A 26,854-nucleotide genomic window follows, 5' to 3' on the forward strand; every position below is an offset into this window, starting at 1 on the left:
CGTCCTCACGCCGTTTCCGACGAAGGAGCCCGCATGGCCTCCGTTACGTCCCCGCCTCTCGTCCCACCCGGGGCGGCCGGCGAGGAGTCCGTCCCGCCGCCGACCCGGCGTCGGCGTCCGCTCCTGCGACGGGGCGGGCTCAGCACGATGCTCATCCTGCTGCCCGCCGTGGTGCTGTTCGCGCTCTTCTCGTGGTGGCCGATCCTGCGCGGGCTCGTCATCGCCTTCCAGAAGACGAACTTCATCACGACCAGCTGGGTCGGCATCGAGAACTTCGAGCGCGTGCTGGCCGACCCGCTGCTCGGTCAGGCCCTCGAGAACACGGCCCTCTACGCGGGTCTCGCCCTCGTGGTCGGCTTCCCCGTCCCGATCTTCCTCGCCGTCCTGCTCGCCGAGATGCGCCGCTCACGTCGCATCGCGAGCTTCCTGGTGTTCCTGCCCACCGTGATCCCGCCGGTTGTGTCGATCCTGCTGTGGCAGGTGTTCTACGACCCCGGCGCCAGCGGCCTCTTCAACTCGATCCTTGCGACCGTGGGCATCGGACCGCTCCCGTGGCTGCAGTCCCCCTCGAGCGCGATGCTGTCGATCGTGCTTGTCGCCACCTGGGGCGCGGCCGGATCGACCACGATCATCTACCTCGCGACGATCCTGTCGATCGACTCGCAGCTGTACGAGGCGGCCGAGATCGACGGCGCCGGCATCCTCCGCCGCATCTGGCACATCACCCTGCCGCAGCTGCGCGGCACGATTCTCCTGCTCCTTCTCCTGCAGCTGATCGGCACGTTCCAGGTGTTCACCGAGCCGTTCCTGCTCACCGGCGGCGGGCCGAACAACAGCACCGTGACGCTGCTCATGCTCATCTACCGCTACGCGTTCGTCTTCGGCAACTTCGGCCAGGCCGCGGCCCTGAGCCTCATGCTCGCCGCCGCCCTCAGCGTCTTTGCCGCGATCTACCTGTGGCTGTCCCGGAAATGGAGCAAGTGATGGCCCTCAGCGGATGGACCCGCACCCCGACCTCCGTCGCCGGCTCTGCCCGGCGGCGCTCGGGCGGCCGCTCGCTCGAGCGCTCGAACATCTCCGACTCCGACCTCTCCCGCGCGAGCACCCGCTTCACCTTCCGCGTCGTGGTCGGGGTGGTCCTGGCCCTGCTCGTCCTCGTCGCGGCCGGGCCGCTGCTGTGGCTCGCGAAGTCCGCGGTCTCGACCACGCAGGACATTCTCCGCACCCCGTTCGCCCTGTGGCCCGCGGGCATCCAGTGGCACAACCTCGCTGACGCGTGGAACCAGATCCAGATCGGCCGGTTCACCACCAACTCGCTCCTGATCACGGGCGGCGAGGTGATCGTGGCCGTGTTCTCGGCCGTGACGCTCGGCTACGTGCTGGCCATCCTGCGCCCGAGGTACGGGCCGGTCCTCAACGCCGCGATCATGGCGACCCTGTTCATTCCCGGGGTGATCTCGCTGGTCCCGCTGTACCTCACCGTGATCGACCTCGGGCTCCTCGACAGCTACGCGGCGCTGTGGCTCACCAACGGCGTCAGTGCTTTCAACGTGCTGATCATGAAGCAGTACTTCCAGACCATCCCGTCCGAGCTGTTCGAGGCGGCGACGGTCGACGGCGCAGGTCCGCTGCGCATCCTGTGGTCGATCGTGCTGCCGTTGGCGCGTCCGATCATCGGCGTGGTCGCCCTCCTGGCGTTCATCGCGTCGTGGAAGGACTTCCTGTGGCCGCTCCTGGCCCTGCCCTCGCCCGACAAGCAGCCGCTGTCGGTGGGACTCGCGACGGTCGCGCCTCAGGCCGATCTCGCCATGCTCATGGCCGGCATGTTCATCGCCGTCCTCATCCCGATCGCGGTGTTCGCGATCTTCCAGAAGCAATTCCTGACGGGCGCCGGATCCGCCGGCGCTCTGAAGGGCTGAGCGTTTCCTGCCCGTCCCACCTCGGATCAAAGGAGATCTCTGTGCGCTTCCGCCGCCATCGCGTCGCCGGCATAGCCGTCGCGGCCGCCGTCATGCTCGCCACGGGTCTGCTCGTCGCAAGCCCGGCTCAAGCCGCCGAGCCCCTCACGATCGAGGGTGAGAACCCCACGGCCACAACCATGGTGCCCGGCGCCGCTGCGCAGACCGGGGCCAGCGGAGGTTCGTCACTGCGGCTCTACACCGCGGCGGAGGCCCCCGAAGGCGGATACACCGCCACCTACGAGGTCGAGGTCGACGACGCCTCCCTGTACCGGCTCGACGCGACGACGATCCCGACCGGGGTGGAATGGGCGTCACCCTTCCGGGTGCGGGCGAACGACGGAGCCTGGCGCGAGAGCCGTGACGCCCGGCAGCTTTCGGTGGTCACGAACGAGCTGCGTCGCTACGAGCTGGGCACCCTCGCCCTCGACGCCGGCGTCAACACGATCGAGTTCCAGGTCAACGAGCGCCGGGTGTCTCCGAACACGAACTACACGCTGTTCCTCGACACGTTCACCCTCACGCCGGTCGAGATGACCCTCGACTCAGTGACGGCCCCCGATCGCTTCGGCGTCTTCGAACAGGGCCAGAGCGTCACGCTCGCAGCCGCGCTCAACGGCGAGGCGCCGGGCCCCGTGCCGGTCACCTGGAGCGTCACGGACTATGAAGGGGCCGTCGTGGCCGAGGGCGAGGCCACGACGGAGACCGGCGAGTCCGCCGCATCCATCGACCTCGGCGCCGCGCTCGACACCGGGGCGTACCGGGTGTCTGCGCGGATCACGGGGTCGCAGACCGGCGTCGAGGGCGCGTTCGCCGTTCTGCCCGCGGCATCGTCCCGACCCGCGCTCGACGACAGCCCTTTCGCGGTCGACGTCTACGGTTCGAAGCTCATCGCGACCGACGACGCCGAGGCCTTCGCGCATGTCCTGTCGCTGACCGGCGTCGACTGGATCCGCGATCGGCAGCGCTGGAACGACGTCATCAATCCTGAGCGGGGCAGCTTCGATTTCTCGGGTGAGCAGCAGCCGTGGAACTGGCTGCAGGCAGCGGATGACGCCGGGCTGAAAACCCTCTCCTCGTTCCACGACGGGCCGTCCTGGACGCGAACCGAGAAGCGGGAGCTCCCGCAGGACCTGCGCGACATGTACGACTTCGCCTTCGCAGCCGGGGAGCACTACGACGGAATTGTGGACGCGTGGCAGCTGTGGAATGAGCAGAACCGCAAGTTCGCGCACGAATCGGAGGGCGCCGACCGCTACGCCGCCGTCATGAAGGCCGCGGCCCTCGGCTTCCTCGACTCGGGGACGGACGCGCTCCTCGTGAACGGCGGTCTCGCCGGCGTCGACCCGCACTACGCGCAGTGGCAGTTCCGCAACGGCATCCTCGACTACCTCGACGCCTACGCCTACCACACGCACACGACCGTGAACTCCTCGGCGTCGATCAACGCGCACCCGGACTTCTCGTCGCAGCTCGACGCCGCACAGCCGTACGGAGGCGACGGCAAGGGCCGATGGGTCACCGAGAGCGGCATCGCGCTCAACAACGTCGACGTGAACAAGCTGCCGACCGCCGCGCAGGAGAGCCTGCAGGCGCGCTACATCGTGAGCTCAGCGGCCGAGTCGCTCGCCCAGGGCTCGACCAAGCAGTTCTTCTTCATCGCCGCGCCGTACCGCGAAGGTGCCTCGTACTGGAGCATGTACCGCAGCCCCGACGAGCCGATGGCGGCGCTCGCGGCGCAGTCGGTCATGACCCGCGAACTCGGCAAGGGCCGATATGCGGGACGGCTGACCGGCCTCCCGAAGGGCGTCTCGGCCTACGTCTTCGACACCGGCTCGGGTCCGGCCGCCGTGCTCTGGGCGCCCACCGACACCGAGGTCACGGTCCCCGTCGAAGGCGAAGCCGCGCTCGTCGACCTCATGGGGCGCGACGCCGACCTCAAGGTCTCCGGCGCCACCGCGGCGTTCACCGTCGGCCCCGATCCTGTCTACCTGTCCGCGGCCGAGTTTCCCGATCTCACTGCCGCCCCGGCGCCCGCTGTCCCCGCCGACCCGATCGACGCCGAGGACTTCACCGCGGCCGAACGCGTCGTGATCCAGCCCGTGTTCGACGCTGAGACCTCGAAAGACTCCCAGCTGTACGGATACGGACTCGACAGCACGGCCACCACCACGGTCACGGCCGAGGTCTACAACTTCAACGACACCGACGTGAGCGCCGAGGTCGCCGCCACCGCCCAGGGCGGCTGGCAGGTCGCAGGCGCAGCGCAGCAGGTCACGATCCCCGCCGGCGGCAAGACCGACGTACCGTTCGAGATCACCGCAGGCAACGACCTCCAGCAGACGATCGCCGATCTCACGATCGAGGCGAGCGTCGACGGGAAGACCTCGTCTCCGGCGGTCGCCGAGCTGCGCCCGCGGGCGTCGTCGCTGGCGCTCGAGCACGCGATCGACGGTGCCGACGACGTGGTGAAGGCCGAGTACACGAACACGACGGATGCCGCCCAGCACATCTCCGAGGCATCCTGGACCTTCGGCGAAGACACCGAGACGCTCGAGGTCGACCTGGACGTCGCACCCGGGGCCACGGTCTCGCTCCTGTCGGGCCCGGCGCCCGCGGGCGTCGGCGAGGTGACCTACACAGCAGCTCTCACGATCGACGGCGCCGCAGCAGACGTGTCGGCGTCGGGCACGCTCTCGGCCCTGCCCTGGCTCGACGTCCCCCGGGTGCCGAAGCGCACCATCGAGATCGACGGCGTGCGCGACGACCTCGACGCACTGCCGTCAACCACGCTCAGGGCACCCGGCGTCAGGGACGCGAGTCTCACCGCCAAGACCTGGTTCACGTGGGACGACGACAACCTCTACCTGACGGCCGAGGTCGCCGACGACATCCACATCCAGCCCTTCACGGGGAACGCGACCTGGCAGGCCGACGGACTGCAGTTCGCCGTCGCCCCGAACTGGCCCGGCGAGAGCGACCTGCGCCCCGAGATCCAGGAGCGCATCGAGTTCGGCTTCGCCCTGACTCCGGAAGGCCCCCAGCTGTACCGCTACGCCTCAGGGTCGGTCGCTGGCCACCTCACCTCGGCGGATGTCGCAGCCGTGCGTGACGCGACGACCAAGACGACCGTCTACGAGGCCGCGGTCCCGTGGTCCCTGCTCGAGCCGATCGGCATGACGCCGGCCTCCGCCGCCTCCCTGTCGATCGTCGCGAACGACACCGACGGCGACGGCACCCGCGGATGGGTCCAGTGGGGCGGCGGGATCACCACGGCGAAGGACAGCGAACTGTTCGAACCGGTGATCTTCGCGGCCGATGCCAACAACGCCGTCGCAAGCTCCGCGAACGTGCGCGCTCAGTGCTGGGGCGACGGGCCGGCGCTGGCGACCCACGCCTGGAACGACTCCGCGACCCCGGTCGACGTGCGCTTCTCAACCTCGCTCGGCGACCACGTCGTGCACGATCTCGCCGCAAAGAAGGGCGGTTACCACGCCTTCCGTCCAGATGGCGCCTCGGTCCCGGCCTGGGAATCACTCACGGTCGTGGCCGGCGACGCTGGCACGCGGGCGTTCGCGAACAACGGAAAGAAAGTGACCTGCGAGTGATCGAGCCGTACCGTCTGCGCGTCGATGCCCGCGCCGAACCACGAGAGGTCGACGCCCCCAACCCCGAACTGTCCTGGGCGCTGCGCAGCGACGAACAGGGCGCGATCCCGGCCTCCCACCGGGTGACCGTGCGCCCCGCCGCCGACGCGCACGCCCTGTGGGACAGCGGGGTGCGCGAGGGCGACTCCACCGGGCTGCGCTATGACGGCCCGAAGCTCACCCCCGAGACGTCGTACGTCTGGAGCGTCGAGGTCGAGGACCGACAGGGCGCACGCTGCTCAGCGGAGTCGACCTTCGAGACCGGCGTCTGCGACTGGTCGGGGGTCGTGTGGATCGGCCGCGACCCCGAGCCGAATGGCGCGATCGACGCGACCGATCGCGACAGCGACACCCCCGTACGTCCGACGCTGCGCACGAACGACCTGAGTCCGCCGCTGCAACTGCGCCGCGCGTTCACGATCTCGGCCGCGCCGGCGCGCGCCCGGCTCACCGTGACCGCGCGCGGTCTCGTGGTGCCGTACATCAACGGGGCCAGGGTCGGCGACGATGAACTCCTGCCCGGCTGGACCGATTACCGCACCCGCATCCAGTACCGCACCTTCGACGTCACCGACCTCGTGCACGCCGGGGAGAACGTGCTCGCGGCGGAGGTCGGCGAAGGATGGTGGTCGGGCTTCGTGGGCTTCGACCACCGCCACCACGCCCACCACTACGGCACGGCACCCCAACTGCTCGCGCGCCTCGTGATCGACGATCCCGACGGCGAACGCACCGTCCTCGGCACCGACGAGTCGTGGCGCGAGCACGACGGCAGACGGCGCTGGGCCGATCTGCTGATGGGCGAGTACATCGACAGCACACACGGCACACCGGGCTGGACCGGTCGCGGATTCGACGACTCGAAATGGCGCGCGGCGCGCGTGCTCGACCCCGACCCCGGTCCGCTGATCGGGCAGCGCGACGAGCCCGTACGCGTGGTCGACGAGCTCGCCCCCGTCGCCATCGACCGCACCGCGAACCGCACGATCATCGACTTCGGGCAGAACCTGGTAGGCCGCCTGCGTCTGCCGGCGAGCCCGAACCATCCGCTCACCGTGCGCCACGGCGAGGTGCTCGACACGCACGGAGAGCTCTACACCGACAACCTGCGCTCCGCCGAGGCCACGGACCACCTGCGCTCCAGCACCCCGACGGAGCCGGTGTTCACGTTCCACGGCTTCCGGTACGCCGAGCTGAGCGGCGCCGACGTCGACCCGATGCAGGTGCGCGCCGCCGTGCTCTCGAGCGACGTCGAGTGGACGGGCGAGGTCACCACCTCCTCGCCCTTCCTCAACCGGCTGATCGAGAACATCCGCTGGGGCCAGCTGGGCAACTTCGTCTCGGTGCCGACGGACTGCCCGCAACGCGACGAACGGCTCGGCTGGACCGCCGACGTGCAGGTGTTCGCCCCGACGGCCACGCTGAACGCCGACCTGCAGGCCCTGCTGCGGCGCTGGCTCGACGACCTCGTGTCGGCGCAGCTACCCAACGGGTCGGTGCCCGACGTCATCCCCCGTTCCCCCGGCACGACCCTGTTCGACTACGGCGCCCCCGGCTGGGGCGATGCGATCGTGCTCGTCCCCTGGACCCTGTACCGCGCCTACGGGGACATCGACGTGCTGCGGGCGATGTTCGGGCCGATGCGGCGCTGGCTCGACTACGTGGCGGAGCGCAACCCCGACGGTCTCTGGCGCTCGCGACGCGGCAACGACTACGGCGACTGGCTGTCCGTCGACGAGCACACGCCCAAGGAAGTGGTCGCCACGGCGTACCACGCGCACGCCACCGCGACGGCGGCCCGCATCGCCCAGGTCCTCGAAGAACACGAGGCGGCCCGGGAGCTCGACACCCGCGCCGCGCTGATCCGGGCCGCGTTCGTCGAGGCGTTCCTCGGCGAGGACGGCCGCGTGCACGGCGACTCGCAGACCGCGTACCTGATGACCCTGGCGTGGGACCTCGCCCCGGAAGATCGCCGCCCGGCGCTCTTCGCCCGCCTCGTCGACAAGATCGAGCAGCGCGGAGCACGCCTCACGACCGGTTTTCACGGCGTGGCCCTGCTGTGCCCGACGCTCGCGCGATTCGGCCGCCCTGACCTGGCCTACGACCTGCTGTTCCAGCGGGAGTTCCCGTCGTGGGGGTTCTCGATCGACAACGGCGCCACGACGATCTGGGAGCGCTGGGACGGCTGGACCCCGGACGGCGGCTTCCAGACGCCGGAGATGAACTCCTTCAACCACTACTCGCTCGGGTCAGTGGGCCAGTGGATCTACTCGGATGTCGCGGGCATCGCACAGGCCGACGATTCGGTGGGCTTCCGACGCGTCATCATCGCGCCGTCGATCGACCCGCGGTTGGAGTGGGTGAACGGCCGACTGCAGGCCCCGCACGGGGAGATCACGACGCGCTGGGTGCGCGAGGGCGATGAGATCGTGCTCACGGTCACGCTTCCGCCAGGGACGACGGGGATCGCCCGCCTCGGAGCGCGCGACGCCGAGCTCTGCGCGGGAACGACCGTACTGCGCGCGCTCGCCACCGAGGTGTGACGGGACTGCCGGGCCTATCGAGGCGTGACGGGCAGGCGTGTCAGCCAGTCAGCGCACAGGCTCGTCCACGCGGAGGCGTCGGTGTCGGCGGCGAGCGCCACCCCGTGGACGTCGCCGGGGAAGACGTGCAACTCGTGCGGGACGCGCGCTGCAGCGAGTGCCTCACCCAGGAGGTACGAGTGCCGCACGGGCACGACGTCGTCCTCCGCTGTGTGCCACACGAACATCGGAGAGGAGTCCGGACGCACCAGCGTCTCCAGCGAAAGCGAGCGTGCCACAGCGTCATCGGGGGAGTCCGCGTCGTCGCCGAGCAGCACGGCGCGCGAGCCGGTGTGCGGACCGTCGACCAGGCTCACGACCGGGTAGCCGAGGATCGCGAAGTCCGGACGCTCGTGCGGCTCGAGGCCGGGAGCGAGAGCGGACAATCCGGCAAGGTGTCCTCCGGCCGAGAACCCGATTACGCCGACCCGGCTGGCACCGTCCGCACGTTCTTCCGCAACCGCGCGCGAGACGAAGCGCAAGGGAGCGGGGTGTGCCGTGTTCAGCGGGTAGTTCATGATCCTCGCGAACCAGCCCTGTGCGCCGAGCCACTCGACGATCGGTTCCGCCTCATGCGGGGCATGGACGCGGTATCCCCCGCCCGGCAGCACGAGCACGACATCAGACTGAGGTCCGGTCACACCGTCCACCCTACTCACTTGACGAATCAACTTCTTGGCAAGGAGATAGACCCTGCGACCTGGTCGATAGACCTCGCACTTTCCACCAGGTCACAGGGAGTCAGAACCCCAGAAGGGCCAGCAGGAACCAGACAGCGCATGAGCCCACCGAAAGAGCCACCCAAAGGATCGCTTCCATGACGAACCGATTCTTGCGCCGGGCGATCACCGCCACGGCCTGTGCCACCTCCCACGCCTGCCTGCTGTGACTGTTGCTGGGCACTACCATCGTTGGCAGGTCATGGTGTATGGGTACTGAAAAGGGGTTCGCCGCCGGATACAGACCGACGCGTGGCCACATGGCCCGTACGATAGCGATCCCTCCGGCGATGAAGGCCACGAGGTATGCGATGGCGACTGCTGTCCGAAGGGTAGTGAAATCCGCCGTGAGCAATTCTGCTTGAGCCAATGTGAGCGCGGCTATGCCGAGCTGCACGGCCACGAGCATGTTGGCCTTTGCATCTGCCTGCTGCGTCAGCCCTTGAAATGAGGCAAGAGCGGCCAAGGCGGCAGGCAGTTCCAGTGACTCGTCCTGTGGTTCGGTCATGGTCGGCCTCCTTGCTCGGGGGCTGGGGGGAACCCGTGTTGCAGCTCGTCAGCCAGTTCAGGCTGCTCGAAGTTGCGGAAGACCGCGTCCAGCCGATCCACGACCAGGTAGGTGCGCTGCTCATCCGAGAGTTTCGACCAGAAGGACTCAATCATGCGGACCAGATTGAGCGCCTCCGACGGCCGGCTCGCGGGCGGCGACAGGGCTTGGGCTGCCCTTTCGAAGATCGTGTCGCCATCGATGAGCTGCTCGAGACGCTCTGGATCGCCCTTGAGCCACCACATGCGGATCCGGAGAGGATCGTGAAAAACATTCTTCTGCAGATTTTCCCACTGTCTGACCTGGATCTGCTGCTTCTCCTCCTCGAAGACCTGCGCGCGACGCAGCTCCTGGTGCCGAAGGGCGGCCTGCCGCACTTCCTCGTCCACCTGAAGCTGAACGGTGACTGCGCACGGTGCTGAGCTTCCGCAGCGGCTGGCGATGTTCACATGCAGGTCGTACTCCGCTTCCTCCCGGAAGACGACGGAATACTTTTCCGTCAGTGCGCCGGCGGCGACGCGGAGATGTCTGATGACCTCACTCCTGTCGACAGCTGGCGCATCGGAACGAAGCGCTGGCCAGTCGATGGTGACCTGAGCCCGGAAGGGAAGATCCGGTACGTCGCTGGGCAGCAGGAACGAGGCCGTCGTCTGCTGCGCCGGGACCCAGGGCTGGCTTTGGGTCAGGCGCGCCCACCACTCGAGCCAGGTCATGAGTGCTCTCCGCCGGAGCCGCCTGTGATCCCGGGCACGAACGCGAGCCCATCGTTGCGATGGATCAGCTTGATGATCTGCAGCTGGAGCTCTTCGTAGCCCGGGACCACGTTCCTGGTGTTGCCGGGCCAGTCCAGCACCATCTTGCTGACGACGGCCGCATCGCCGGTCGTTCGGCTGGCCCGGGCGAACGTGTTCACGATCAACTCCTGTGGAGCGCGGCCTTCGTTGGCCGCGTCCAGCCATCCCCAAGCCGTCTCCCGGGCTTTGGCCCGGGTCGTGGCGTCGAGCAGGACAGCACGCCATCCATTGCCCAAGACCTCGGTCGCGTCGATCGACGGTGAGACCCGGGCCACCATGAGGGGCGTCATGCTGTTCGGCTCCCACTCACGTGCCAGAGCGAGAAAGGCCTTACGTCCGCAACGGGCGCGCAAGGACTCAGCCGCTCCGGTCCACTCGATGACCTCGCGTTCCAGCGCGAACTTCATGACTCCGTGTGAGGCCATGTGGTGGACCTTGGTGACGACTTCCTGCCGGACGAGGTCGTCGTCGCGGTTGGCCAGGTGCCGCAGCCGGGTCAGGGCTACTTCCGGGTAGCTCAATGCCATGTCCCCGGAGCAGACCTCGGCGACCAGGAAGTGAATCCGGTTGTCGATGTTCGACAGTTTGGACCAGTCGTAGAGCCGTTTCCGGGTGGCCCGCCCAATCGAGGAACTGGTCGCCGCCTCGGAAACGAGGCGAGCGGCCGACGCCATCCGGTCGGTCCGGACCCACTCCTGGGCGAGATCCAGGACGGGGCTGGCATCGCACTGCCGGTCAGCCAGGTTCAGAAGTGTCTGCCCAGCTCGTTCGATGTCTTCGCCGGTGAAGGTCTTGGCCTGGATGCCTTTCAGCCAACGAGCGATGACCTTCTGCAGGTCCGGCCGGTCGGTCCAGGTGCGATCAAGAAGCGAACGCCCGTAGCCGACGCGATTGAACGTGACCCTCTGGTCGTCCACGCGCGCATGGACCCGCTGGAGGCGTTGGTCGATTCCGGGCCCGGCCAGGGCGGCTCCCCGCGGGGATTCCAGCCCCGCGACGTCCATGAGCTGAGAGGCGGCCTCGAAAACAGCTGCGGGGGATGAGCCCTCCAAGGCTGCGATCGCAAGCACGGTTGCCCGGTCGCGGGCTTCGTTCTCCCTATCCTCGATTTCCTGTTCCCAGGCCTTGAGCTCGTCGAGCCAGTTCGCGTGCGCTCCCAGCACTTCGGACAGTGGGTCTTCATGCTGGGAAGCGAGAACGGCAACCACCAAGGAGGCGAGCCGACAGGCGTCCTCGAGTGTCGCCCCTCGAAGCCGGTCCTGAATCTCAGAGAATCGCAACCAGTGATTGGCTGTATCGATATCGTAGGATTTCTCGATGATCTTCCCGAATACGTCCCGGGCATTGGCCGGCTGGATCAGCACGGAGAGGTCCTGGAGCTCCCGATCGAGATCCCGCAGGTTCGCAGGCGTTGCGATGATGACGAGGGAGGATCCGGCTTCGACGACCTGCTGAAGATACTTGTTCACCAAGCCGGGCATGCGGATCTCGCGCACCGCAGGGAGCGTCAGGATGTACCCGCAGCCGGCATCCGCCGAGAAATGGCGGTCCAGATCGTTGTCCTCTGCGACCAGCAACTCCTTGACCGGCAGGCCCTGACTGGCAAGAAGATTGATAGCAGTGGTGCGCCGTCCACTGCCGGAATCGGCGGTAAGTGCGACAACCTGGCGGTCACGCAGTCGCGCCCAGGCTTCGTCCCAGCCTGGGGGCTGGACGAACATGTCCTGCAAGCGCTTCAGGGCGTCCTTGTTCAAGGAGGACATCCGGGTCAGAGAACCGTAGTACCGGTCACCGATCTGGTGCACTTGATTCGCCGTGACGGCCAGACGAACGTCGCCATAGATGGCAGTGGCCGGCTCAGAGGTTTCAGCCGCGAAGTTGCCGTCGTCGAGATTCATCGCTTTCCCTCACCATTGTTTCGGGAGTGATCGTTGGTCCAAAAATCATTGGCGTTGAGGGCCTGATTGATGGGAGCGTTGAAGTTCTGCCCCACGATGTTCTGTCCCACGTTGCCTGCCACGTTCGTGGTAGGTGCCCCGAATCGATGGCCCGCAGTTGAAGGCGGATTCGCTTCGTCCTCCGGGTTGGATGTTGTACCTCGCCCAATCGACGAAACACCCGGCACATACAGCCACGCCGGATGCGCAAAGTCCTTCTCCGGCAATGCCGCCACGACCGGAGTGAACTGATCCTCGTGCACGCCGGAGTACCCGCCCACGACGACGTCGTCAAAGACCCTCTGCGAAAGCAGAGCAGCCAGGAATGTGACGTTCGGGTTGCTGTCGCGAAGGGCGTCCCGCGTCGGTGACGCGTTGAGGTATCGGAAGACCTCGTTCATTGGCGTTGATGCCGGATCGGGCACATCGGGGCCGACTCCGGGCACGGGCCCCAGATGCATGCTGACTCTCAGTCGGAGCCGCATGTCCCGGCTGTGGCGACGAACTTCTTCGTCCATGTCGGTCAGGGCCAAGTGCAGCAGGTTGAGCCACGGATCGATGAGGAACGGGAGGACCTCCAGGTCGGCCATGAAAACCATTCCGTCCCCAGTGGACTCGCGAAATCGCAACCGGTTCCAAATGTTCCCGACCGAGGGGTGGGAGAGCGTCTGCTCCACCACGCGTCCCAGTGCCGATTTCAGAAAAGGGAGCCGCACGCTCGGATTGCCGCTGTAACGCTCGGCATCTACGGCGAATAGGGCTCGATATGGCGGGAGGGAAACCGCTTTTGAACGGCTTTGTGGCATTTCCATCGTCTGGGGCTCCATGAGGTCGGGCGAGAACTTCCGCTCACGACGATGGAGGAATATTGCGGGGCCATCTGTCCAGAAGTGGACACATGGCCCCGTGCGTGTGCGGCGTCACATCCTTACGTCGCGGGGCGAGTCTCTTCGGCCAGGGCCCTGAGCTTCGCCAGGTCGTGAAGAACGACGCGCTGTCGGCTTGTACTCACGAGGCCGCAGCGACGCAAGGCAGCCAGCTCAGCGGTGAAAGCCGATCGCGAAAGGCCGGCGGCCCGGGCCATGTCTTCCTGACCAAGGCCCAGTGTCACGGTCGAAGACAGCTCCGGAGCCACAGAGTGGGCAAGCCGTAGCAAGACATTGACGACGCGTTGCATCGCAGAGGGGCCGACGAGCTCGGCCCGGATGTCCTCGCCCTCCCTCAGGCGCTGCAGAACGTGACGGAACAGCACATCAGAAGCGTCGAGCTCATGGACCGCTCGGCGGAACTGGGCGGCGGACAGGACGTAGGCGATGCACGGGGCAATGGCCTCGACGGTGGCGGACCGGTGGGAGTCGTCCCAGGCGGACATCTCGCCGAGGGCCTCTCCAGGGCCCCGTACGGCCAGCAGCAGTTGCCGGCCGTCCGGCTCGACGCGGCTCACCTTGACGAGCCCGGAGGTGAGGAGAAGTACGTGCGTGCCCCGTTCCCCCTGTCTCATCAGCACCTGGCCTTGCGAGTATCTGGAGGCCCGTCCCTTCCTGAGCAGGCTCTGCCAAACACCAGTCGGTAGAAGATTCACGATTCCCAAACGACGCCTCCCTTGATTGACCTCCCTGCAAGGGAATCGTCGATACGGATGGGTAAGTCGTTTGCGAACTGCACTCACGCTGCACGCGGGCCCAGAGACTGGACGGGTTATCGAGATTAGGGACGTCGGAGTCCCCCTCCGAATCGGAGGTCACCTTGGGCCTGAGGCTCTGGTCACGGTGGCGAACCGCAGCAGTTCGACCAGGCACCCAAGATTCTTGATCGCAGCGGGATCTACCGTCGGAAGGACGACAAGAGTCCTAAGCAAGGGGCAGCCCGTCCGGAGATAGGAAAGAGGCGCACAGTCCAGGCGTCACCGGCTGATTCGGCCCGAGCCGACGATCCAGGCCTCGCTCCGGGCGTGCTGCCGAGGGGCTTGGAAGCGGAAGCCCAACGACAGCGGTCGGTGTTCCGGTCATGACGTTGGTGACGCCGGTGTGGAAGCGACTGGCTGGGGGTTGGTTCCGGCAGCGATGAGGGCTCGATGGTAGTTGTAGTGGGTCAGCCAGATGCCAACCGCCTGCGCCCGATGGGTTTCTGAGGTCCAGACACAGGCGTTAAGGAATTCCCCGGCAAGGATTCGGTGGTAGCGCTCGACCCCGCCGTTGTGGCGGGGCGTGAACGGCCGGATTCGCTGATGGGTGCTCACGCCGAGGTTGTTCATGGCTCTTAGGAATGCGCCGGATCGGTGGCAGGAGCCGTTGCCGGTGACGACTCGGGTGATCCGCTGGATGCCGTGCGCAGCGAAGAAGGCACGGGCTCGCGCCATGAAAGCGATCGCCGTGGTGGCTTTCTCATCGGGCAGGTGCTCGGTGTAGGCCAGGCGGGAGAACCCTGCAAATTGTGGTCCGCTCGTCCGCGCGGATCAGCGGACCAGGCGAGAGGGCTTGAGGGTCTGGATGCCCGAGATCAAGGCTTCTTGATCTCGGGCATCCAGTCAGCCACGAACATTTCGCGGTCTACCGTCCGGTCATAGGGCTCGTCATGCTGCTGAGCTTCGTAAGCTACGAAGAGGGCATCCTCGCGCTCTTCGTATTCCCTACTGGTCAACAATTCGCCTCGGCTGGAGCGACACCAGGTATTTCCCTGACCATCCATGAAAGTAATATACAGCAGCGGCATTCGGTCTAGTTCCGTAAAGAGAACGCGCTGGCGAAACGACCAAGCTCCAGACTCGGTGGTTGATGGTGCTACGCCACCGATGCGAGCCAGGGCATTGCGGGCGCCGGTCCCGTGTCGTTCTTCAACGATCACTCCGTATATAGGAGCGGGCGAGGCGTTGGATATATGAACTCGGACGGCGGCGAAGATTTCCCCGTACTCCGATGCAGGGTCTACATCCGTGAAGTCGTGGTCCGCCCAGACGCCGATCATTTCGGCCTGGGACCGTCGCCGCTGTTCTCGCGCCTCCCGCTCTAGTTCCTGCTGGTGGGCGAGCTGCTGCTGTTGGAGCGTCAGAGTCTGCTGTTGGGCTCGGTTGGTTTGCACCGTCGCCTTCGCTGCCCAGCCAGCCACGATGAGTGCGGCCAGTGCCACGACCGCTGTGCTCGCGTCGGCGACCGCAGAGACGGCATCTGGGGAGGGCATGGGGTGATCGTCCTTCGCGTCCGAGGGTTGGGTGCGCATAGAACGCCGCTGGCGCCCACGGCGTTGCACTGAACTACACCCAACTCCACAGATATGGCAGAGCAAAAGGAGGCTTGAGGCTCGAGCGGCTATGTACGGCATGCCCTGAGTCCCTCTTGAGCCAGGCCAGAGACTTCTGAGCCGACAGGGCAATGCCCGAGTGGCCAACTCAGCTCAGTCGACTGCTGCCGTATGAGCCCACGATCAACAGCCGGGTCGAGCAGCTGGATGAGTGAATGACCCAACAGCCAGTCGAGTCGGAGCAGAGAGAGTTCCGGTTCAAGAATCGGCGAGGGCCGCACGCTGGGCTGCGCCGGGCACGGGCGGCCGCGATGCTGACGCTGTTCGCGCGCGGGGTATTGTGCAACTGATGATCGTGATGTGGATGCCCCGCCGGGAACGGTCCCGCCCCCGGCTGTTCCATCCCGGTGTTCTTCTACCTGGGCTTCGAGCTTGCTGCTGGGTGACGACTTCACCCTTAGCCAGAAATGATCCGATGACAGTCACTGCCACGTTCAGAGTTCCCAGCTTCGGCGCTACACCCGCCCAGCACCCAATCCCACAAGCACCTACGGCAACAACCACGTTCGCTGCTGCGTTGACTGTCAGGTCGTAGCGCCCGTTTTCCCCATTCCAGACACCCGGCCAATAACTCCGTGACCAGTCAGTAGCAAGGCCACTCACCGCCGCAGCGCGCGCGGCTTCGGTCGCGGCTTCCGCGACCTCGGCGCACGTTGCCGGGCAAGGTTTGAACCATCCTGGGTTGATGTCGCCAAGAGCCGGATGGCAGCTTGTGTGACCCGTCAGGCACATTCGTGCTATGCCTGTACTTTTCGGGATCCTCCGCTACCGCAAGCATGCCTCGATCGAGTGCTCCCACGAACTCAGCCTCAGTATGCTTCTCCCAAAGGCCCTGCGCGTCTGCCACCAATAGGCCGCGACCGGAGACCGGAAGTTGTATGCGGCCACGTCCTCCAGTTCTCGCTCCCCAATTAGTTCGAACCGCCAGTTCATAAGCAGAAGCTAAAGTACTGGTTGATGTGAATCGTGCACCGCGCCAAGTCCACATTCTCAAAGGCAGCTCGTCCGGTGCGGAGCAAACGGACGTCGTCCATTTCCGCCTTCGCGATCTCCCAAAGAATCTGCCGCTGAGCAAGATACACCGAAATTTCAGGCTGCCGGGCCTGATGCCGCAGCGTCCGCACCGGGCCAAGTAGTGCAACTCCGTTCAGCAGCACCGTTGCAAAACCGTACGCCTGCCCAATTGCGCTCAGTTGATTCCAGTTCGTATCCCACTGGGCGAAAGCGAGCAGTAGGGCCGGCGAGGCCACAGCGGCCACGAGCAGCAGCCCGATCAGCCGCACCATCCCAGACCGCTGCGGCCGCACACGACGCTTCATCCGTGCCACCCCCGTGGTCAAGACGCCCGCCGCCTCCGAAGCATCCTGCCGCAGAACTCAACCGGCCATAGCGCACTGATGGTCCAGCAGGACCGATCGCTATCGCGGCCCCCAGCTGCGGGTTAGCCCCCTGAATGCTCGAACCCACAAATGGGGCACGCATGCAGTTCTCCGGAAGCCGTGTCGAGCGGGCGCTTGTGCCCCTTCCTTCCAACCACGGTGTCTTCGTTGTCGTCGCCCTTGGGCGCTCCCTCATCGTCAGCCATGCGTTGAAGCTAGCCCCGCCGAACGAAAGAATTTGGCCCGGTTCAGCAAGAGGGCATTGACCATCCCGGCCTGCACGGCCACCGCTCCGGAATCGCGGACCGCACGCACGAGATCAAGACCGCCTGGGCCAAGAACGACCCGAAGGCTTCGCTAACCACACCCAGCAGAAGCACAAGAAGTTTCAGGGCGTCTCCGCCAGCTATCCATTGGCGCTCAAAGACGGCAAGGCTGTCGGCTGGGAACTCTCCGGTCAGCAGTTGGGCCCCAGGAATACCTCCGTCAGCCAACTGACCAAGGTCGTCTTACTCTTGTCGATGGGTGCAGAACCGGAGCAACGCAGTCCAGCGCTCGATCCACTCATCCGGATCACAACTCAATCCCCATAGCGCATTCCAGTTCAGTTCGTCACCGACCAGGCGCGCAAACACCACCCGCGCAGCCCATTTCATCGGCTCGGGGGTGTCATCCGCCATGGCGAACTCATCGGGTTTGCTTTCATCCGCACAAAGATCGATCCAGGTCAGCACTACCATGTCCATAATCTGTGGGTTGAAGTCCCGAACGAGCTGCTCAACCAGATGACGAGGTTGAGCCCGTCCCTGCGCAGCCATGTACAACGCAGCCACGGCCGGGACATGCCAAGGTGGCGCTGAAGCAGGACGGGGCGGCAAGGCCATAGCGCTCCTTCGAGTCAAGATCACGTTCCTGCAGCATCCAGGTGCAGCACCACGGAAACCATCGGCTAGCCGGTCGAGTTGTGACCCATTGCCAACCAATGCGAATCACCTGCACCATCTGCCCGCACGGCCACACTGCCAGCTCCGACAGGGAGGGCAGCACGATGCGATCATCGTCCACAACGCTCTGATGCTCGGGATCCCCACGAGGCTGCCCTGTGGCACGGGAGGCGGCAGTAGCGGATGGAAGCCAGCGCAACGATCACCTGCAGGCGCGTTTGCGGGCGGGAAGGCACCGTTCAGGCGACGACGCCGAGGTCGTGTTACGCGCATAGCCTCCCGAACTCACCCTCAGGGTGCTACTGCGCATCCCTTCTCGGTGCAGACGAGGCGCAGCACATTCGCATGCGTCGTGGTCGAGGGCCCTTGCGAAAGGCGTCGCGAGACCCTCCGGAAGAAGCTGCAGGCGTGTGAGACCAAGATTGCCCGGTACCGCGAGGCCTTAGAGGCCGGGGCCGACCCTGCGCTGATGGCGACATGGACAAGTGAGGTTGTTGCTGAGCGTGCCCGGATGGCCGTCGCACTGCAGGAGCTTCAACCGGCCAACGAACTGAGTAAGAAAGAGTTGCTGCAGGTCGTTGAGGAGTTGGGTTCGCTGTCGCGGGCATTGAAAAAGGCCGAGCCGCGAGATCGTGCTGATCTCTATCTGCAGCTCGGCCTTCATCTCTGCTACGAGCAGGAGAACCGCCTGGTCAGGGCCTCGATACTCCCTGACTCATGTCCCACTTACGTGTCCGAGGGGGGACTTGAACCCCCATGCCCGATAAAGGGCACTAGCACCTCAAGCTAGCGCGTCTGCCTATTCCGCCACCCGGACTTTGTTCTCTGGGGTGTTCCCTTCGAACGTGTAGAAGATTAGCATGAACGAGAGGTGGCTGTTGCACGCCCTGACACGGCCCCGCCGAGCCGGGGCGAAGCGGTCATTGGGGGATGAGTGGGCCGCATCGATCACTACGACGACCCGGCCGCGCCCAGGCCCAACAGCCTCGTCCCGTCGGCAAACGTGCTGGTCACAAACGATCAAGGCCAGGTTCTGCTGATCCGCCGGTCCGACAACGGCAACTGGGCGCTGCCCGGCGGCGGCATGGATCTGGGCGAGAGCATCGTCGCCTGCGGCGTGCGGGAAACGCTGGAAGAGACGGGCGTCACGTGCCAGGTCACGGGCCTGCTGGGGATCTTCACCGACCCGAAGCACCTGATCGAGTACACGAGCAACGGTGAGGTCAGGCAGGAGTTCTCCGTCGTCTTCACTGCCGCGTACATCAGTGGCCGGCCCACGCCCTCCAGCGAGTCCAGCCAGGTCAGGTGGGTAGACCCGGATCAGCTCGCCGACCTCAGGATGGACCGGTCGATGCGGATGCGGGTCGACCTCTGGCTCCAGGGCGCCGACATGCCCCACCTGGGCTGAGCCCGCCGGCCACAGCCGGCACATAAGTCCCAGCACGCGGGAAGTGGTCGCTCTGGGTAAGTTAGAGCCATGGGTTCCCTTACTATCCGTGAACGCTTGCAGTGGCCGCTGCTGACTCCCGTGGTGGCCGCCGTGATCCTGGCCATCACCTGGTTCTGGCATGACAACTGGTTAGCCCTGGTCATCGTGACCCTGGCTCTGATCGGGTCGATCGTGGCCGCTGTGCACCATGCGGAGGTGGTGGCCCACAAGGTGGGGGAGCCGTTCGGGTCACTGATCCTTGCGGTGGCCGTCACGATCATCGAGGTCGCGCTGATCGTGCTGCTGATGAGCGACGGCGGGAAGGGCGCGAGCACGTACGCCCGCGACACGGTGTTCGCGGCGGTGATGATCACGTTCAACGGCATCGTGGGGCTGTCGCTGCTGGTGGGGGCGCGCAAGCATCACATCGTCAGTTTCAACGCCTCGGGCACCAGTTCGGCCGTGACCACGGTGATCACGCTGGCCGGTGTGGCGCTGGTGCTGCCCAGTTTCACCACCTCGGCCGCGGGCCGGGAGTACTCCACGTCTCAGCTGGCTTTTGCGGCGGTCGCTTCGCTGGCCCTGTACGGGGCGTTCGTGTTCACCCAGACCATCCGCCACCGGGACTTCTTCCTGCCGGTCTCCAGTGACGAGATGGGGCAGGTCACAGGGTTGCTCGACCTGGACGAGGACGGGCACGCCGACCCGCCGCCGGCCTCGGTGGCCTGGACCAGCCTGGGCCTGCTGGTGATCTCCCTGGTCGCCGTGGTCGGGCTGGCCAAGCTGCTCTCGCCCACGATCGAGGACGTGGTGGCCGACCTGGGTCTGCCCTACGCCGTGGTCGGTGTGGTGATCGCGCTGTTCGTGCTGGCGCCCGAGTCGATCGCGGCCACCCGCAATGCTGCCCGCGACCGGGTTCAGCTGAGCCTGAACCTGGCCTACGGCTCAGCCATGGCCTCGATCGGCCTGACCATCCCGGCCGTCGCGCTGGCCATGATCTGGATCAGCGGCCCGCTCGAGCTCGGCCTGGAACCGACCCAGATGATCCTGTTCGCCCTGACCATCGTGGTCACGGCGTTCACGGTGGTGCAGGGCCGGGCCTACACGCTGCAGGGCTTCGTGCACCTGGTACTGCTGGGCGCCTGGCTGTTCCTCACCGTGCAGCCTTAGGCCTCAGTACCAGCCGTGTGACTCGCTGTGGCTCCAGGCGCCGCAGGGGCTTCCGTAGCGGTCGGCGATGTAGTCGAGCCCCCAGCGGATCTGGGTGACCGGGTTCGTCTTCCAGTCCGAGCCGGCCGAGCTCATCTTGGTGGCGGGCAGGGCCTGCGGGATGCCGTAGGCCCCGGACGAGGGGTTCTTGGCCCGGTAGTTCCAGTTGCTCTCCCGGTTCCACAGCGAGTCCAGGCAGGTGTACTGCCTCGACGACCAGCCGCGATCGCCCAGCAGCACCTTGGCTGCGGCCCGCGGGTTCTTGCGAGCGTTGGCCAGTGCCTTCTTCCGGCTGGAGGTGCTGGCCTTCTTCTTCTCAGCTTTCGGTTTCTCGGCCTTGGGCTTCTCAGCCTTCGGCGAGGACCTGACGGTGGGCTTGGCGGGGGGCTTGGCGGCGGGTTTGGCCTTCTTCGGCGCAGGTTTCGCGGCGGCCCTCGTCGGCGCGGTGGTCTCAGCCGGGCGTTCCGCGGCCTGAGCCTTCTTGCGGGCCTCGGCAGCCTCAGCGGCTTCGGCCCGGGCGGCCGCCTTGGCCTTGGCCTGCGCCTTCAGGTGCCGGATCTGCGCGGCCTTGGCCTTGTGAGCCTGGTCCAGGGCAGCTTCGGCCTTGGCCGGTGAGGCCTCTTTCACGCTCTCCAGAGCGACCGCCGTGGTCTTGCGGCGTTCGGCTTCCGCCGTCTGAACCTGGCGCAACGCGGCGGCGCGACGCTCGGCCTCAGCCGTATCCCGCAGGTCCTCCAGCGAGAACGTGGCGGTGGTGGGCCCGTTGTCGGTGTCGGTGGGACCGGCGAACTGAGCCACCGCAGCCCCTTCCGCACCCACCACGAGAGCCATGACCAGCAGGCGGGTGGCCGTTCCCGAGAAGCGCCCGGCCCGCTGCGCGTCGACGCACTCAGCAGGAGCCGTTTGAGGACGGGTGAGGTCGAGTCCCCATTCCGGCGTCGGGTCGGCGAGGGCGGGCGTAGAGCGGAAGGCACCCCCGCGAGGGGCGGCCAGCGGAATTTGAGGACGCTCGTGGGCGGCGATCGCAGGGGAGCGGCGGCTGTCGGCGGGGAGACTGTGCGAACGGCGGCGCGCGCTGGCCCGGGCCTCGGCCCTGCGCAGATCTGCCCGCCGGGGGTAGACCTTCGACCCGTCGTGACCGATCACCGGTATGCCCCCGGTGTCGAGCCAGTGGTTCACAAGATCCGCTTCGGTCTCTGATCCCACCGTTGTCGTCACGACTTCCACCGTGACGAATTGGGACAAGAAGCACAACGGGGTTGGAAAGAGTTGAGGGAGGTTTGATATTGCCTACACGTCCGGAGCGTCGGTCGACCGTGCTCAGGACGGACCAGAAGGCTGCACGAGTATCGAACAAACTCGTCTGTCGTGGCATCTCACTGGGGGACAGCGCCTGACAGCCAGATGAGGGACTACTGACTGAGGCATGTGGGCCTTCGAGCATGATGACGAACTGGTGCAAGACGGGATGCGGACAGAAGTGGATGAGCAACGGTTCATGGTCATGAAAACCGGCGGAGGACGCTCCTGGTTCGGCCCGTTGGCCCGGGGGGCGGCCATGGCGGTCGCGGGGGTCATTGCCCTGGCGGGATGCGCGAACGAGACCTACGCGGCCGACGCGGTTGCCGTCGAGGGCACGGCCGGCCCGGCCGGCCTCGGAACGTCAGCCGGTGCCGGGCCTGGCTGCCCGGCCGGTGGTGCAGCCGTACCGAAGGACTCCAACCGCGTCGCCACGGACGACCTGGACGATGACGGGGAGGCCGACGAGCTGTGGCTGGCCCATGATCAGGGCCTGCGGCTGCTGGGGGTGAGTACGGCCAGCGGGGCCAGTTTCTCCATGGTCCTGAATCAGTGGGACGCAGGCGCGCTGGAGCAGCGGGTCGGTGACCGGGTGAACGCCCTGGCCGGGCGCCTGGGAGACGGATCGGCCGTGATCCTGCTCGATCTGGGCCGGTCGGCGGCCCTGTACAGCGTGGTCAACTGCTACATCGTGGCCACGACGAATGCCGAGGGGCATCCGTACCTGTTCGATCTGGGCTACGACATGACCGGTGACGGGGTGGGCTGCCTCGGCGACGGCTCCGAACGGATCCTGGTCGGGTACCGGGCCGAGTACGACCCGGACCAGCAGACGTACAAGGTGTCCCGCCGGGCGGTCGAGCTCGACAAGGACGGCAAGCGGGCCACGAATGGCCCGGACGTGCTGATCGGCAAGGACCTTGCGGAGCGGGCGGACGAGGTACGTCGCGCTCAGTCGATCGCCTGCGGGGAGAACAGCAAGGTCGCTGAACCCCCGTTCCGGTGACCGCCGGTCCGGACCCGACCCCGATGACCGGGGCAGAACGCCCATCTGGTGCACTGACGGTCTCCACGTGATCAAGAAGTGGAGATTCACCAGGAAACGGAGACCCCGCACCACATGAACAGGCTCGGCCACCAGGCCGCCGCGCAGGCGACCTGGCTCAGCATCTGCTCCTATGAACAACTCTACGGCGACTGGCATCTGGGCTGGCAGCACGTGGTGGCCGGCGCGGTCGTCGCCTCGAGCATGTGCGCCGACGACTGGTCGCCCGACGCCGACCAGGGCGGGGTGATGGCCAAGATCATCCCCGGCGGTCACCGCGGGCCCACGCACATGCCCGAGCTAGTCTTCGCCGTCCTGTACGGGCTGAGTCTGGTGCTGACCCCCGACCTCGACTGGTTCCTCATGGCCGCGGCGGCAGCCTGGGGCTCACACCTGGCCGCCGACTTCCTGTTCGGCGGCATCCCGTTCGCCCTGGCCACGCTGACCGGCAACAGCCGACGCATCGGGGCCGGGTTCAAGACCGGTGGCAAGGTGGAGAAAGTGCTCACCGGCACGCTGACGGCGCTCAGCCTGCCACTGGCCTACATCGCCGTCGGCGGGAACATCCCGTTCCAGTACCCAGGGGCCTGAATCGTCTGAGCCCGGCCTCCAGGAAAGGCCGGGCTCAGAGCAGGATCAGGGTGAGAGCGCTCACCGCGGTGGCGCCCAGCACCACCCTCTCGAACACGCTCTGACGCAGCCGGTTCACCACTTTGACGCCCACCAACGCACCGAGCAGAACAGCGGGGGCCAGCACCAGCGTCCGTAAAAGCATTGGCCCGTCGAACAGACCCAGCCCAGCGGTGAAGGGCACCTTGCACAGGTTCACCCCGGCGAAGAACCAGGCCGACGTGCCGAGGAACCGTTGCTTGTCCAGCCCCCGGGCCAGCAGATACAGCGTCATCACGGGGCCGGCGGCGTTGGCCATCATCGTGCAGGCGCCCGCCCCCAGCCCCGTCACCGTCGCCGCACCCCGGGGAGGCTGCGGCGTGCGGGGGAGAAGCTGCAGCGCGGCCATCAGCAGAAGGATGCCCCCGATGAGACGCCGCAGCAGGGAGTCGGGCAGAGCCGCCAGGAGCACCGCGCCGATCAGCAACCCCGGAATCACCGCGGGCACGACCTGACGGATCAAAGCCCAGTCGGCGTGCCGTCCGTAACGGAACACCGCGCAGGCGTCAGCAATGATCAGCAGCAGGAGCACCGCCGCAGTCGACTCGGCCGCCGGCATCACCAGCGCGGCCAGCACAACGGTGAACAGGCCGATCCCGCCCACGGCGGTCTTGGCGAAGCCTGCGCAGAAGGCCGCGGTGACCAGGACGAGCCAGGTCACCGCGGCCGGCGCGGTCTCAAGGATCACGAGTGGAGCCGTTCTTCAGCGGGAGCAGTTGCCCCTGAAGTAAAGCTCAGCGAGCGGCGCGGTACGCCTTACCGGGCGCCGTGATCGCCCCACCCGGGCGGTACAGGCCGGTCTCGTCCTGCCCGTTCGTGGAGGTCGGGAACGCGAACCAGGCGTACTGCTCCACGTACTTGAGCTTGTTCAGCATGGCCGTGGACTTCTTGACGAAGCTGGCCTGGTTGGCCGGCGCCGGGAAACGGTCGCCGGTGCCGAACTTCATCAGCGCGTACTCGGTGATCCAGATCGGCTTCTTCGGGTACTTCTTGTGCACCGCCGTCACGTACTGCTTCAGCTGCTTGGTCGCCTGGGCGCTGCGGAAGTCCGAGCCGTACCAGTGCAGCGTGATGAAGTCGACCCGCAGACCGCGCTGCTTGGCGCCCTTCATGAACCGGTCCAGCCACTGCCCGTCCTGGTCGGCGCCCCAGGCCACGGCCGGGCTGCCCAGCCGCATCCCGGTCTTCTGCAGTTGCGGCCACAGGTCCAGGGCCTGCTCCACGCTCATGTTCGACTGCTCGCCCAGGTCCGGCTCGTTGAACCCGAGCAGCGTGTTGCCGTTCTTCTTGGCCTTGGCCAGGTTCGACTTGGTCACCGAGTCCGCGCCCCAGATCATCGGCACGAAGTCCACGCCCTTGGGCGCCTTCACCCCGGCCGGCACCGGCGACCAGTTGTAGTACCAGGACACCTTCGAGTTCTTCAGGCTCTTGGTGATGCCGTCCTGCTTCCACAGCGCCGCGCCCTTCTTGGGCCCGTCGATCAGGTCCTTCTTCTTGGCGGCCTGGGAGGCAACCGAAACACCTGAGGACGTTTGTGAGCCTTCGGCGGCGGCGCTCGCCTTCGCGGGGGTGTCGGCGGAGGAGCGGTTCACTGCGGTGGCCGCCGTCGCGGAAGCGGTCAGGGTCACGGCCGCGGCGGCCAGGAGAGCGGTGGTGCGTTTTGTCAGGGACGGCATGGTGGCTGAGCGTAGAGCCTGGTCGGAGCGCGGTGGCTAGTGCGAAAGTCCCAGTGTTTGCTGTGGCATACGGCCTGAGCTGCGACGACGAATGTCCGGGCGGGTTCCGGCGGTCTGGATCTTCACATGGACTTAGATCTGACTTGACTGGTGGCGGGTGAACGCCATCGCGTGAAGAGGGGGGAGCGCGGGTTTGAGCAGTTACATCCCTGACGAGTTGCTGTCGCGGCTCGTGGGTTATCGGCTGTACTCGGTCGAGTTCGTATTGAACGACTATGTGCAACTGCGTTTCGATGGCGGGGACAGTTCTGATTCGCCGTGCCTCAACTGCTATGTCTGGCCCGTGCTGGAGCGGGCGGGCACCGTTTGGCGGGAGCCGGATCTTGGTTATGCGGACGTACTGCGCCGGATGACGCCGGCTTGGGTTGTCTCGGCCCAGGAGGCGAGAGGGCGCGGTCTCAGAGTTGAGCTGGAATCAGGGGTCATCGTCCTCAATCCCACTCTGGACGAAGTCTTTGTCGAGATTGCCTTGCTCTCAGGGTTCGAGGACGGCGGCTGGATGTGCTGGCGGCCGGGAGAGGACTCCTTCGAGGATCTGAGGTGACCGGTTTGCGTGCAGGGGGGTTGCCCGCTCCCGGAGGCGAGTCCTGGAGTGGCCGTTAGGGTCGCAGGCAGGAGCCACCCCGCCTACCGGAAGATGATTCAGCACCATGCGCGCAGTGACCATCAATGACCGGGCCCTCAGCATCACCGACCTGCCGGCCCCAGAACCTGGCAGCGCAGAGGTGCTGGTCCGTGTCCGGGCCTGCGGGCTCAACGGTGCAGATCTGCTGCAGCTGAAAGGGCGGTACGCCGCTCCGCCCGGTGCCCCGGCCGACATCCCGGGCCTGGAGATGGCCGGGGAGGTCGTCGGCCTGGGGCCTGGGGCGACCCGCTTCGCGGTCGGGGACCGTGTCATGGGCATCCTCGGCGGGGGTGGTCAGGCCGAACTGTGCGTCGCCCACGAGCGGGTCCTGATGCCTGTTCCGGAAGGGCTGTCCTGGGCCGAGGCCGGTGGCCTGGCCGAGGTCTTCACCACCGCTCACGATGCACTCTTCACCCAGGGCGGCCTCCGGGCCGGTGAACGGCTCCTGGTGCACGGCGCGGCCGGGGGAGTGGGCAGCGCCGCCGTCCAGCTGGGCCGGGCGGCCGGTGCGAGGGTGACTGCGAGTGTCCGCAATCCGGACTCCCGCGATCAGGTCGCGGCGCTCGGTGCGAAGGTCATTGCTCCCGACGGCTTTGAGGACCATGGCCCATTCGACGTCATCCTGGAGCTGGTCGGCGGCCCCAACCTGCCCGGCAACCTGGAAGCCCTGGACCTGGACGGGCGGATCGTGGTGATCGGTGTCGGGGCCGGGCGCACCAGCGAACTGGACCTGCAGCAGGTCATGCAGAAGCGGGCGCGTATCTTCGGCTCCACCCTGCGGGCCCGTCCTCTGGAGCAGAAGGCGGCCACCGCCCGCGCGGTCGAACGCTCGGTCCTGCCCTTCATCGCCGACGGCTCGGTCACCGTCCCGGTCGCCGCGACCTTCCCGCTGGAGCAGGCCCAGGCCGCCTACGACCGGTTCTCGGCCGGGGGCAAGCACGGAAAGATTGTTCTGGTGCTGCCGGAAAAATCCTGAGGAACAGCTCACCTGAGCGTACCCGGCTGCGAGGCCGACCGGGCCGGTGCGTAGCTCGGGCA

The 26,854-nt window shown here is 66.6% G+C and carries 22 protein-coding genes, 1 tRNA gene and 1 pseudogene; 10 read left to right on the forward strand and 14 right to left on the reverse strand.

Going from position 1 to position 26,854, the window contains the following annotated elements; genetic code table 11:
• The first annotated feature begins 33 nt into the window (after positions 1-33).
• The 4 genes from QSK18_RS16435 (at position 34) to QSK18_RS16450 (ending at position 8,148) form a co-directional block, all read left to right on the forward strand.
• On the forward strand, positions 34-984 hold the full coding sequence (locus tag QSK18_RS16435; protein WP_232814912.1) for a carbohydrate ABC transporter permease: 951 nt from the start codon (positions 34-36) through the stop codon (positions 982-984).
• Positions 984-1,919, forward strand: a complete 936-nt coding sequence (locus QSK18_RS16440) for a carbohydrate ABC transporter permease (RefSeq protein WP_232814911.1) — start codon at positions 984-986, stop codon at positions 1,917-1,919. The genes QSK18_RS16435 and QSK18_RS16440 overlap by 1 nt, the downstream gene beginning before the upstream one ends.
• Positions 1,920-3,877: 1,958 nt before the next feature.
• Positions 3,878-5,566 (forward strand): sugar-binding protein, encoded by a 1,689-nt coding sequence (locus QSK18_RS16445; RefSeq protein WP_285620795.1) that lies wholly within the window; start codon positions 3,878-3,880, stop codon positions 5,564-5,566.
• Complete coding sequence (locus tag QSK18_RS16450; RefSeq protein WP_285620088.1) at positions 5,563-8,148, forward strand: alpha-L-rhamnosidase; 2,586 nt, start codon at positions 5,563-5,565, stop codon at positions 8,146-8,148. Before QSK18_RS16445 ends, QSK18_RS16450 begins: the two co-directional genes overlap by 4 nt.
• A 14-nt stretch (positions 8,149-8,162) precedes the next feature.
• On the opposite strand, the gene QSK18_RS16455 is transcribed toward QSK18_RS16450, so the two are convergent.
• From QSK18_RS16455 to QSK18_RS16505, 11 genes and pseudogenes are all read right to left on the reverse strand, one after another.
• Positions 8,163-8,828, reverse strand: a complete 666-nt coding sequence (locus tag QSK18_RS16455) for an alpha/beta hydrolase (RefSeq protein WP_285620091.1) — start codon at positions 8,826-8,828, stop codon at positions 8,163-8,165.
• 100 nt (positions 8,829-8,928) lie between these two features.
• Positions 8,929-9,414: a Pycsar system effector family protein gene (locus QSK18_RS16460; protein ID WP_232814907.1), complete on the reverse strand. Its 486-nt coding sequence runs from the start codon at positions 9,412-9,414 to the stop codon at positions 8,929-8,931.
• Positions 9,411-10,166, reverse strand: coding sequence for a hypothetical protein (locus QSK18_RS16465; RefSeq protein ID WP_232814906.1), 756 nt, complete (start codon positions 10,164-10,166; stop codon positions 9,411-9,413). Before QSK18_RS16465 ends, QSK18_RS16460 begins: the two co-directional genes overlap by 4 nt.
• Entirely contained in the window at positions 10,163-12,145 is a 1,983-nt protein-coding gene (locus QSK18_RS16470) for a hypothetical protein (protein ID WP_232814905.1), read from the reverse strand. The genes QSK18_RS16465 and QSK18_RS16470 overlap by 4 nt, the downstream gene beginning before the upstream one ends.
• Complete coding sequence (locus tag QSK18_RS16475; protein WP_285620096.1) at positions 12,142-12,996, reverse strand: hypothetical protein; 855 nt, start codon at positions 12,994-12,996, stop codon at positions 12,142-12,144. Before QSK18_RS16475 ends, QSK18_RS16470 begins: the two co-directional genes overlap by 4 nt.
• 116 nt (positions 12,997-13,112) lie before the next feature.
• Positions 13,113-13,853, reverse strand: coding sequence for a Crp/Fnr family transcriptional regulator (locus tag QSK18_RS16480; protein ID WP_352396568.1), 741 nt, complete (start codon positions 13,851-13,853; stop codon positions 13,113-13,115).
• 340 nt (positions 13,854-14,193) lie between these two features.
• Positions 14,194-14,609: pseudogene (locus tag QSK18_RS16485) on the reverse strand (integrase core domain-containing protein); the annotation flags it as partial.
• Positions 14,610-14,683: 74 nt separating this feature from the next.
• Positions 14,684-15,400 carry a hypothetical protein gene (locus QSK18_RS16490; RefSeq protein ID WP_285620098.1) on the reverse strand — a complete coding sequence of 239 codons (717 nt, stop codon included), beginning with the start codon at positions 15,398-15,400 and terminating at the stop codon, positions 14,684-14,686.
• Between the two features lie 1,010 nt (positions 15,401-16,410).
• Positions 16,411-16,800: a DUF6082 family protein gene (locus tag QSK18_RS16495; protein WP_232814900.1), complete on the reverse strand. Its 390-nt coding sequence runs from the start codon at positions 16,798-16,800 to the stop codon at positions 16,411-16,413.
• 569 nt (positions 16,801-17,369) lie between these two features.
• Entirely contained in the window at positions 17,370-17,744 is a 375-nt protein-coding gene (locus QSK18_RS16500) for a hypothetical protein (RefSeq protein ID WP_285620100.1), read from the reverse strand.
• A gap of 791 nt (positions 17,745-18,535) precedes the next feature.
• Positions 18,536-18,621 (reverse strand) — tRNA-Leu (locus QSK18_RS16505).
• A gap of 117 nt (positions 18,622-18,738) precedes the next feature.
• On the opposite strand from QSK18_RS16505, the gene QSK18_RS16510 reads away from it, so the two are divergent.
• A complete protein-coding gene (locus QSK18_RS16510; protein ID WP_232814898.1) occupies positions 18,739-19,212 on the forward strand; it encodes an NUDIX hydrolase in 474 nt (157 codons plus the stop codon).
• 69 nt (positions 19,213-19,281) lie between these two features.
• A complete protein-coding gene (locus QSK18_RS16515; protein WP_232814897.1) occupies positions 19,282-20,403 on the forward strand; it encodes a calcium:cation antiporter in 1,122 nt (373 codons plus the stop codon).
• 3 nt (positions 20,404-20,406) lie between these two features.
• On the opposite strand, the gene QSK18_RS16520 is transcribed toward QSK18_RS16515, so the two are convergent.
• Complete coding sequence (locus tag QSK18_RS16520) at positions 20,407-21,660, reverse strand: aggregation-promoting factor C-terminal-like domain-containing protein (protein ID WP_285620101.1); 1,254 nt, start codon at positions 21,658-21,660, stop codon at positions 20,407-20,409.
• 280 nt (positions 21,661-21,940) lie between these two features.
• Between QSK18_RS16520 and QSK18_RS16525 the strand changes: the two genes are divergently transcribed.
• Positions 21,941-22,747, forward strand: coding sequence for a hypothetical protein (locus QSK18_RS16525; protein ID WP_232814895.1), 807 nt, complete (start codon positions 21,941-21,943; stop codon positions 22,745-22,747).
• A 114-nt stretch (positions 22,748-22,861) separates the two neighbouring features.
• Positions 22,862-23,377: a hypothetical protein gene (locus QSK18_RS16530; protein WP_285620103.1), complete on the forward strand. Its 516-nt coding sequence runs from the start codon at positions 22,862-22,864 to the stop codon at positions 23,375-23,377.
• 34 nt (positions 23,378-23,411) lie between these two features.
• On the opposite strand, the gene QSK18_RS16535 is transcribed toward QSK18_RS16530, so the two are convergent.
• Together QSK18_RS16535 and QSK18_RS16540 are read right to left on the reverse strand one after the other, a co-directional pair.
• Complete coding sequence (locus QSK18_RS16535; protein WP_232814893.1) at positions 23,412-24,143, reverse strand: sulfite exporter TauE/SafE family protein; 732 nt, start codon at positions 24,141-24,143, stop codon at positions 23,412-23,414.
• A gap of 46 nt (positions 24,144-24,189) precedes the next feature.
• Entirely contained in the window at positions 24,190-25,131 is a 942-nt protein-coding gene (locus tag QSK18_RS16540) for a glycoside hydrolase family protein (RefSeq protein ID WP_285620104.1), read from the reverse strand.
• Positions 25,132-25,324: 193 nt separating this feature from the next.
• Between QSK18_RS16540 and QSK18_RS16545 the strand changes: the two genes are divergently transcribed.
• Together QSK18_RS16545 and QSK18_RS16550 are read left to right on the forward strand one after the other, a co-directional pair.
• Complete coding sequence (locus QSK18_RS16545; RefSeq protein ID WP_285620105.1) at positions 25,325-25,735, forward strand: hypothetical protein; 411 nt, start codon at positions 25,325-25,327, stop codon at positions 25,733-25,735.
• A gap of 106 nt (positions 25,736-25,841) precedes the next feature.
• Positions 25,842-26,792, forward strand: coding sequence for an NAD(P)H-quinone oxidoreductase (locus QSK18_RS16550; protein WP_352396569.1), 951 nt, complete (start codon positions 25,842-25,844; stop codon positions 26,790-26,792).
• The last annotated feature ends 62 nt before the right edge of the window (positions 26,793-26,854 follow it).

The sequence above is a fragment of the Kineosporia sp. NBRC 101677 genome (assembly GCF_030269265.1).
In the GTDB taxonomy this organism is placed as follows: Bacteria; Actinomycetota; Actinomycetes; order Actinomycetales; family Kineosporiaceae; genus Kineosporia; species Kineosporia rhizophila.

What these genes read in the sequence shown, in the direction of transcription:
- QSK18_RS16435 (WP_232814912.1), top strand. Translation starts at nt 34, where the DNA reads ATGGCCTCCGTTACGTCCCCGCCTCTCGTCCCACCCGGGGCGGCCGGC.
- QSK18_RS16440 (WP_232814911.1), top strand. Translation starts at nt 984, where the DNA reads ATGGCCCTCAGCGGATGGACCCGCACCCCGACCTCCGTCGCCGGCTCT.
- QSK18_RS16445 (WP_285620795.1), top strand. Translation starts at nt 3,878, where the DNA reads ATGGGGCGCGACGCCGACCTCAAGGTCTCCGGCGCCACCGCGGCGTTC.
- QSK18_RS16460 (WP_232814907.1), bottom strand. Translation starts at nt 9,414, where the DNA reads ATGACCGAACCACAGGACGAGTCACTGGAACTGCCTGCCGCCTTGGCC.
- QSK18_RS16465 (WP_232814906.1), bottom strand. Translation starts at nt 10,166, where the DNA reads ATGACCTGGCTCGAGTGGTGGGCGCGCCTGACCCAAAGCCAGCCCTGG.
- QSK18_RS16470 (WP_232814905.1), bottom strand. Translation starts at nt 12,145, where the DNA reads ATGAATCTCGACGACGGCAACTTCGCGGCTGAAACCTCTGAGCCGGCC.
- QSK18_RS16475 (WP_285620096.1), bottom strand. Translation starts at nt 12,996, where the DNA reads ATGGAAATGCCACAAAGCCGTTCAAAAGCGGTTTCCCTCCCGCCATAT.
- QSK18_RS16490 (WP_285620098.1), bottom strand. Translation starts at nt 15,400, where the DNA reads ATGCGCACCCAACCCTCGGACGCGAAGGACGATCACCCCATGCCCTCC.
- QSK18_RS16495 (WP_232814900.1), bottom strand. Translation starts at nt 16,800, where the DNA reads ATGAAGCGTCGTGTGCGGCCGCAGCGGTCTGGGATGGTGCGGCTGATC.
- QSK18_RS16500 (WP_285620100.1), bottom strand. Translation starts at nt 17,744, where the DNA reads ATGGCCTTGCCGCCCCGTCCTGCTTCAGCGCCACCTTGGCATGTCCCG.
- QSK18_RS16515 (WP_232814897.1), top strand. Translation starts at nt 19,282, where the DNA reads ATGGGTTCCCTTACTATCCGTGAACGCTTGCAGTGGCCGCTGCTGACT.
- QSK18_RS16525 (WP_232814895.1), top strand. Translation starts at nt 21,941, where the DNA reads ATGGTCATGAAAACCGGCGGAGGACGCTCCTGGTTCGGCCCGTTGGCC.
- QSK18_RS16530 (WP_285620103.1), top strand. Translation starts at nt 22,862, where the DNA reads ATGAACAGGCTCGGCCACCAGGCCGCCGCGCAGGCGACCTGGCTCAGC.
- QSK18_RS16540 (WP_285620104.1), bottom strand. Translation starts at nt 25,131, where the DNA reads ATGCCGTCCCTGACAAAACGCACCACCGCTCTCCTGGCCGCCGCGGCC.
- QSK18_RS16550 (WP_352396569.1), top strand. Translation starts at nt 25,842, where the DNA reads ATGCGCGCAGTGACCATCAATGACCGGGCCCTCAGCATCACCGACCTG.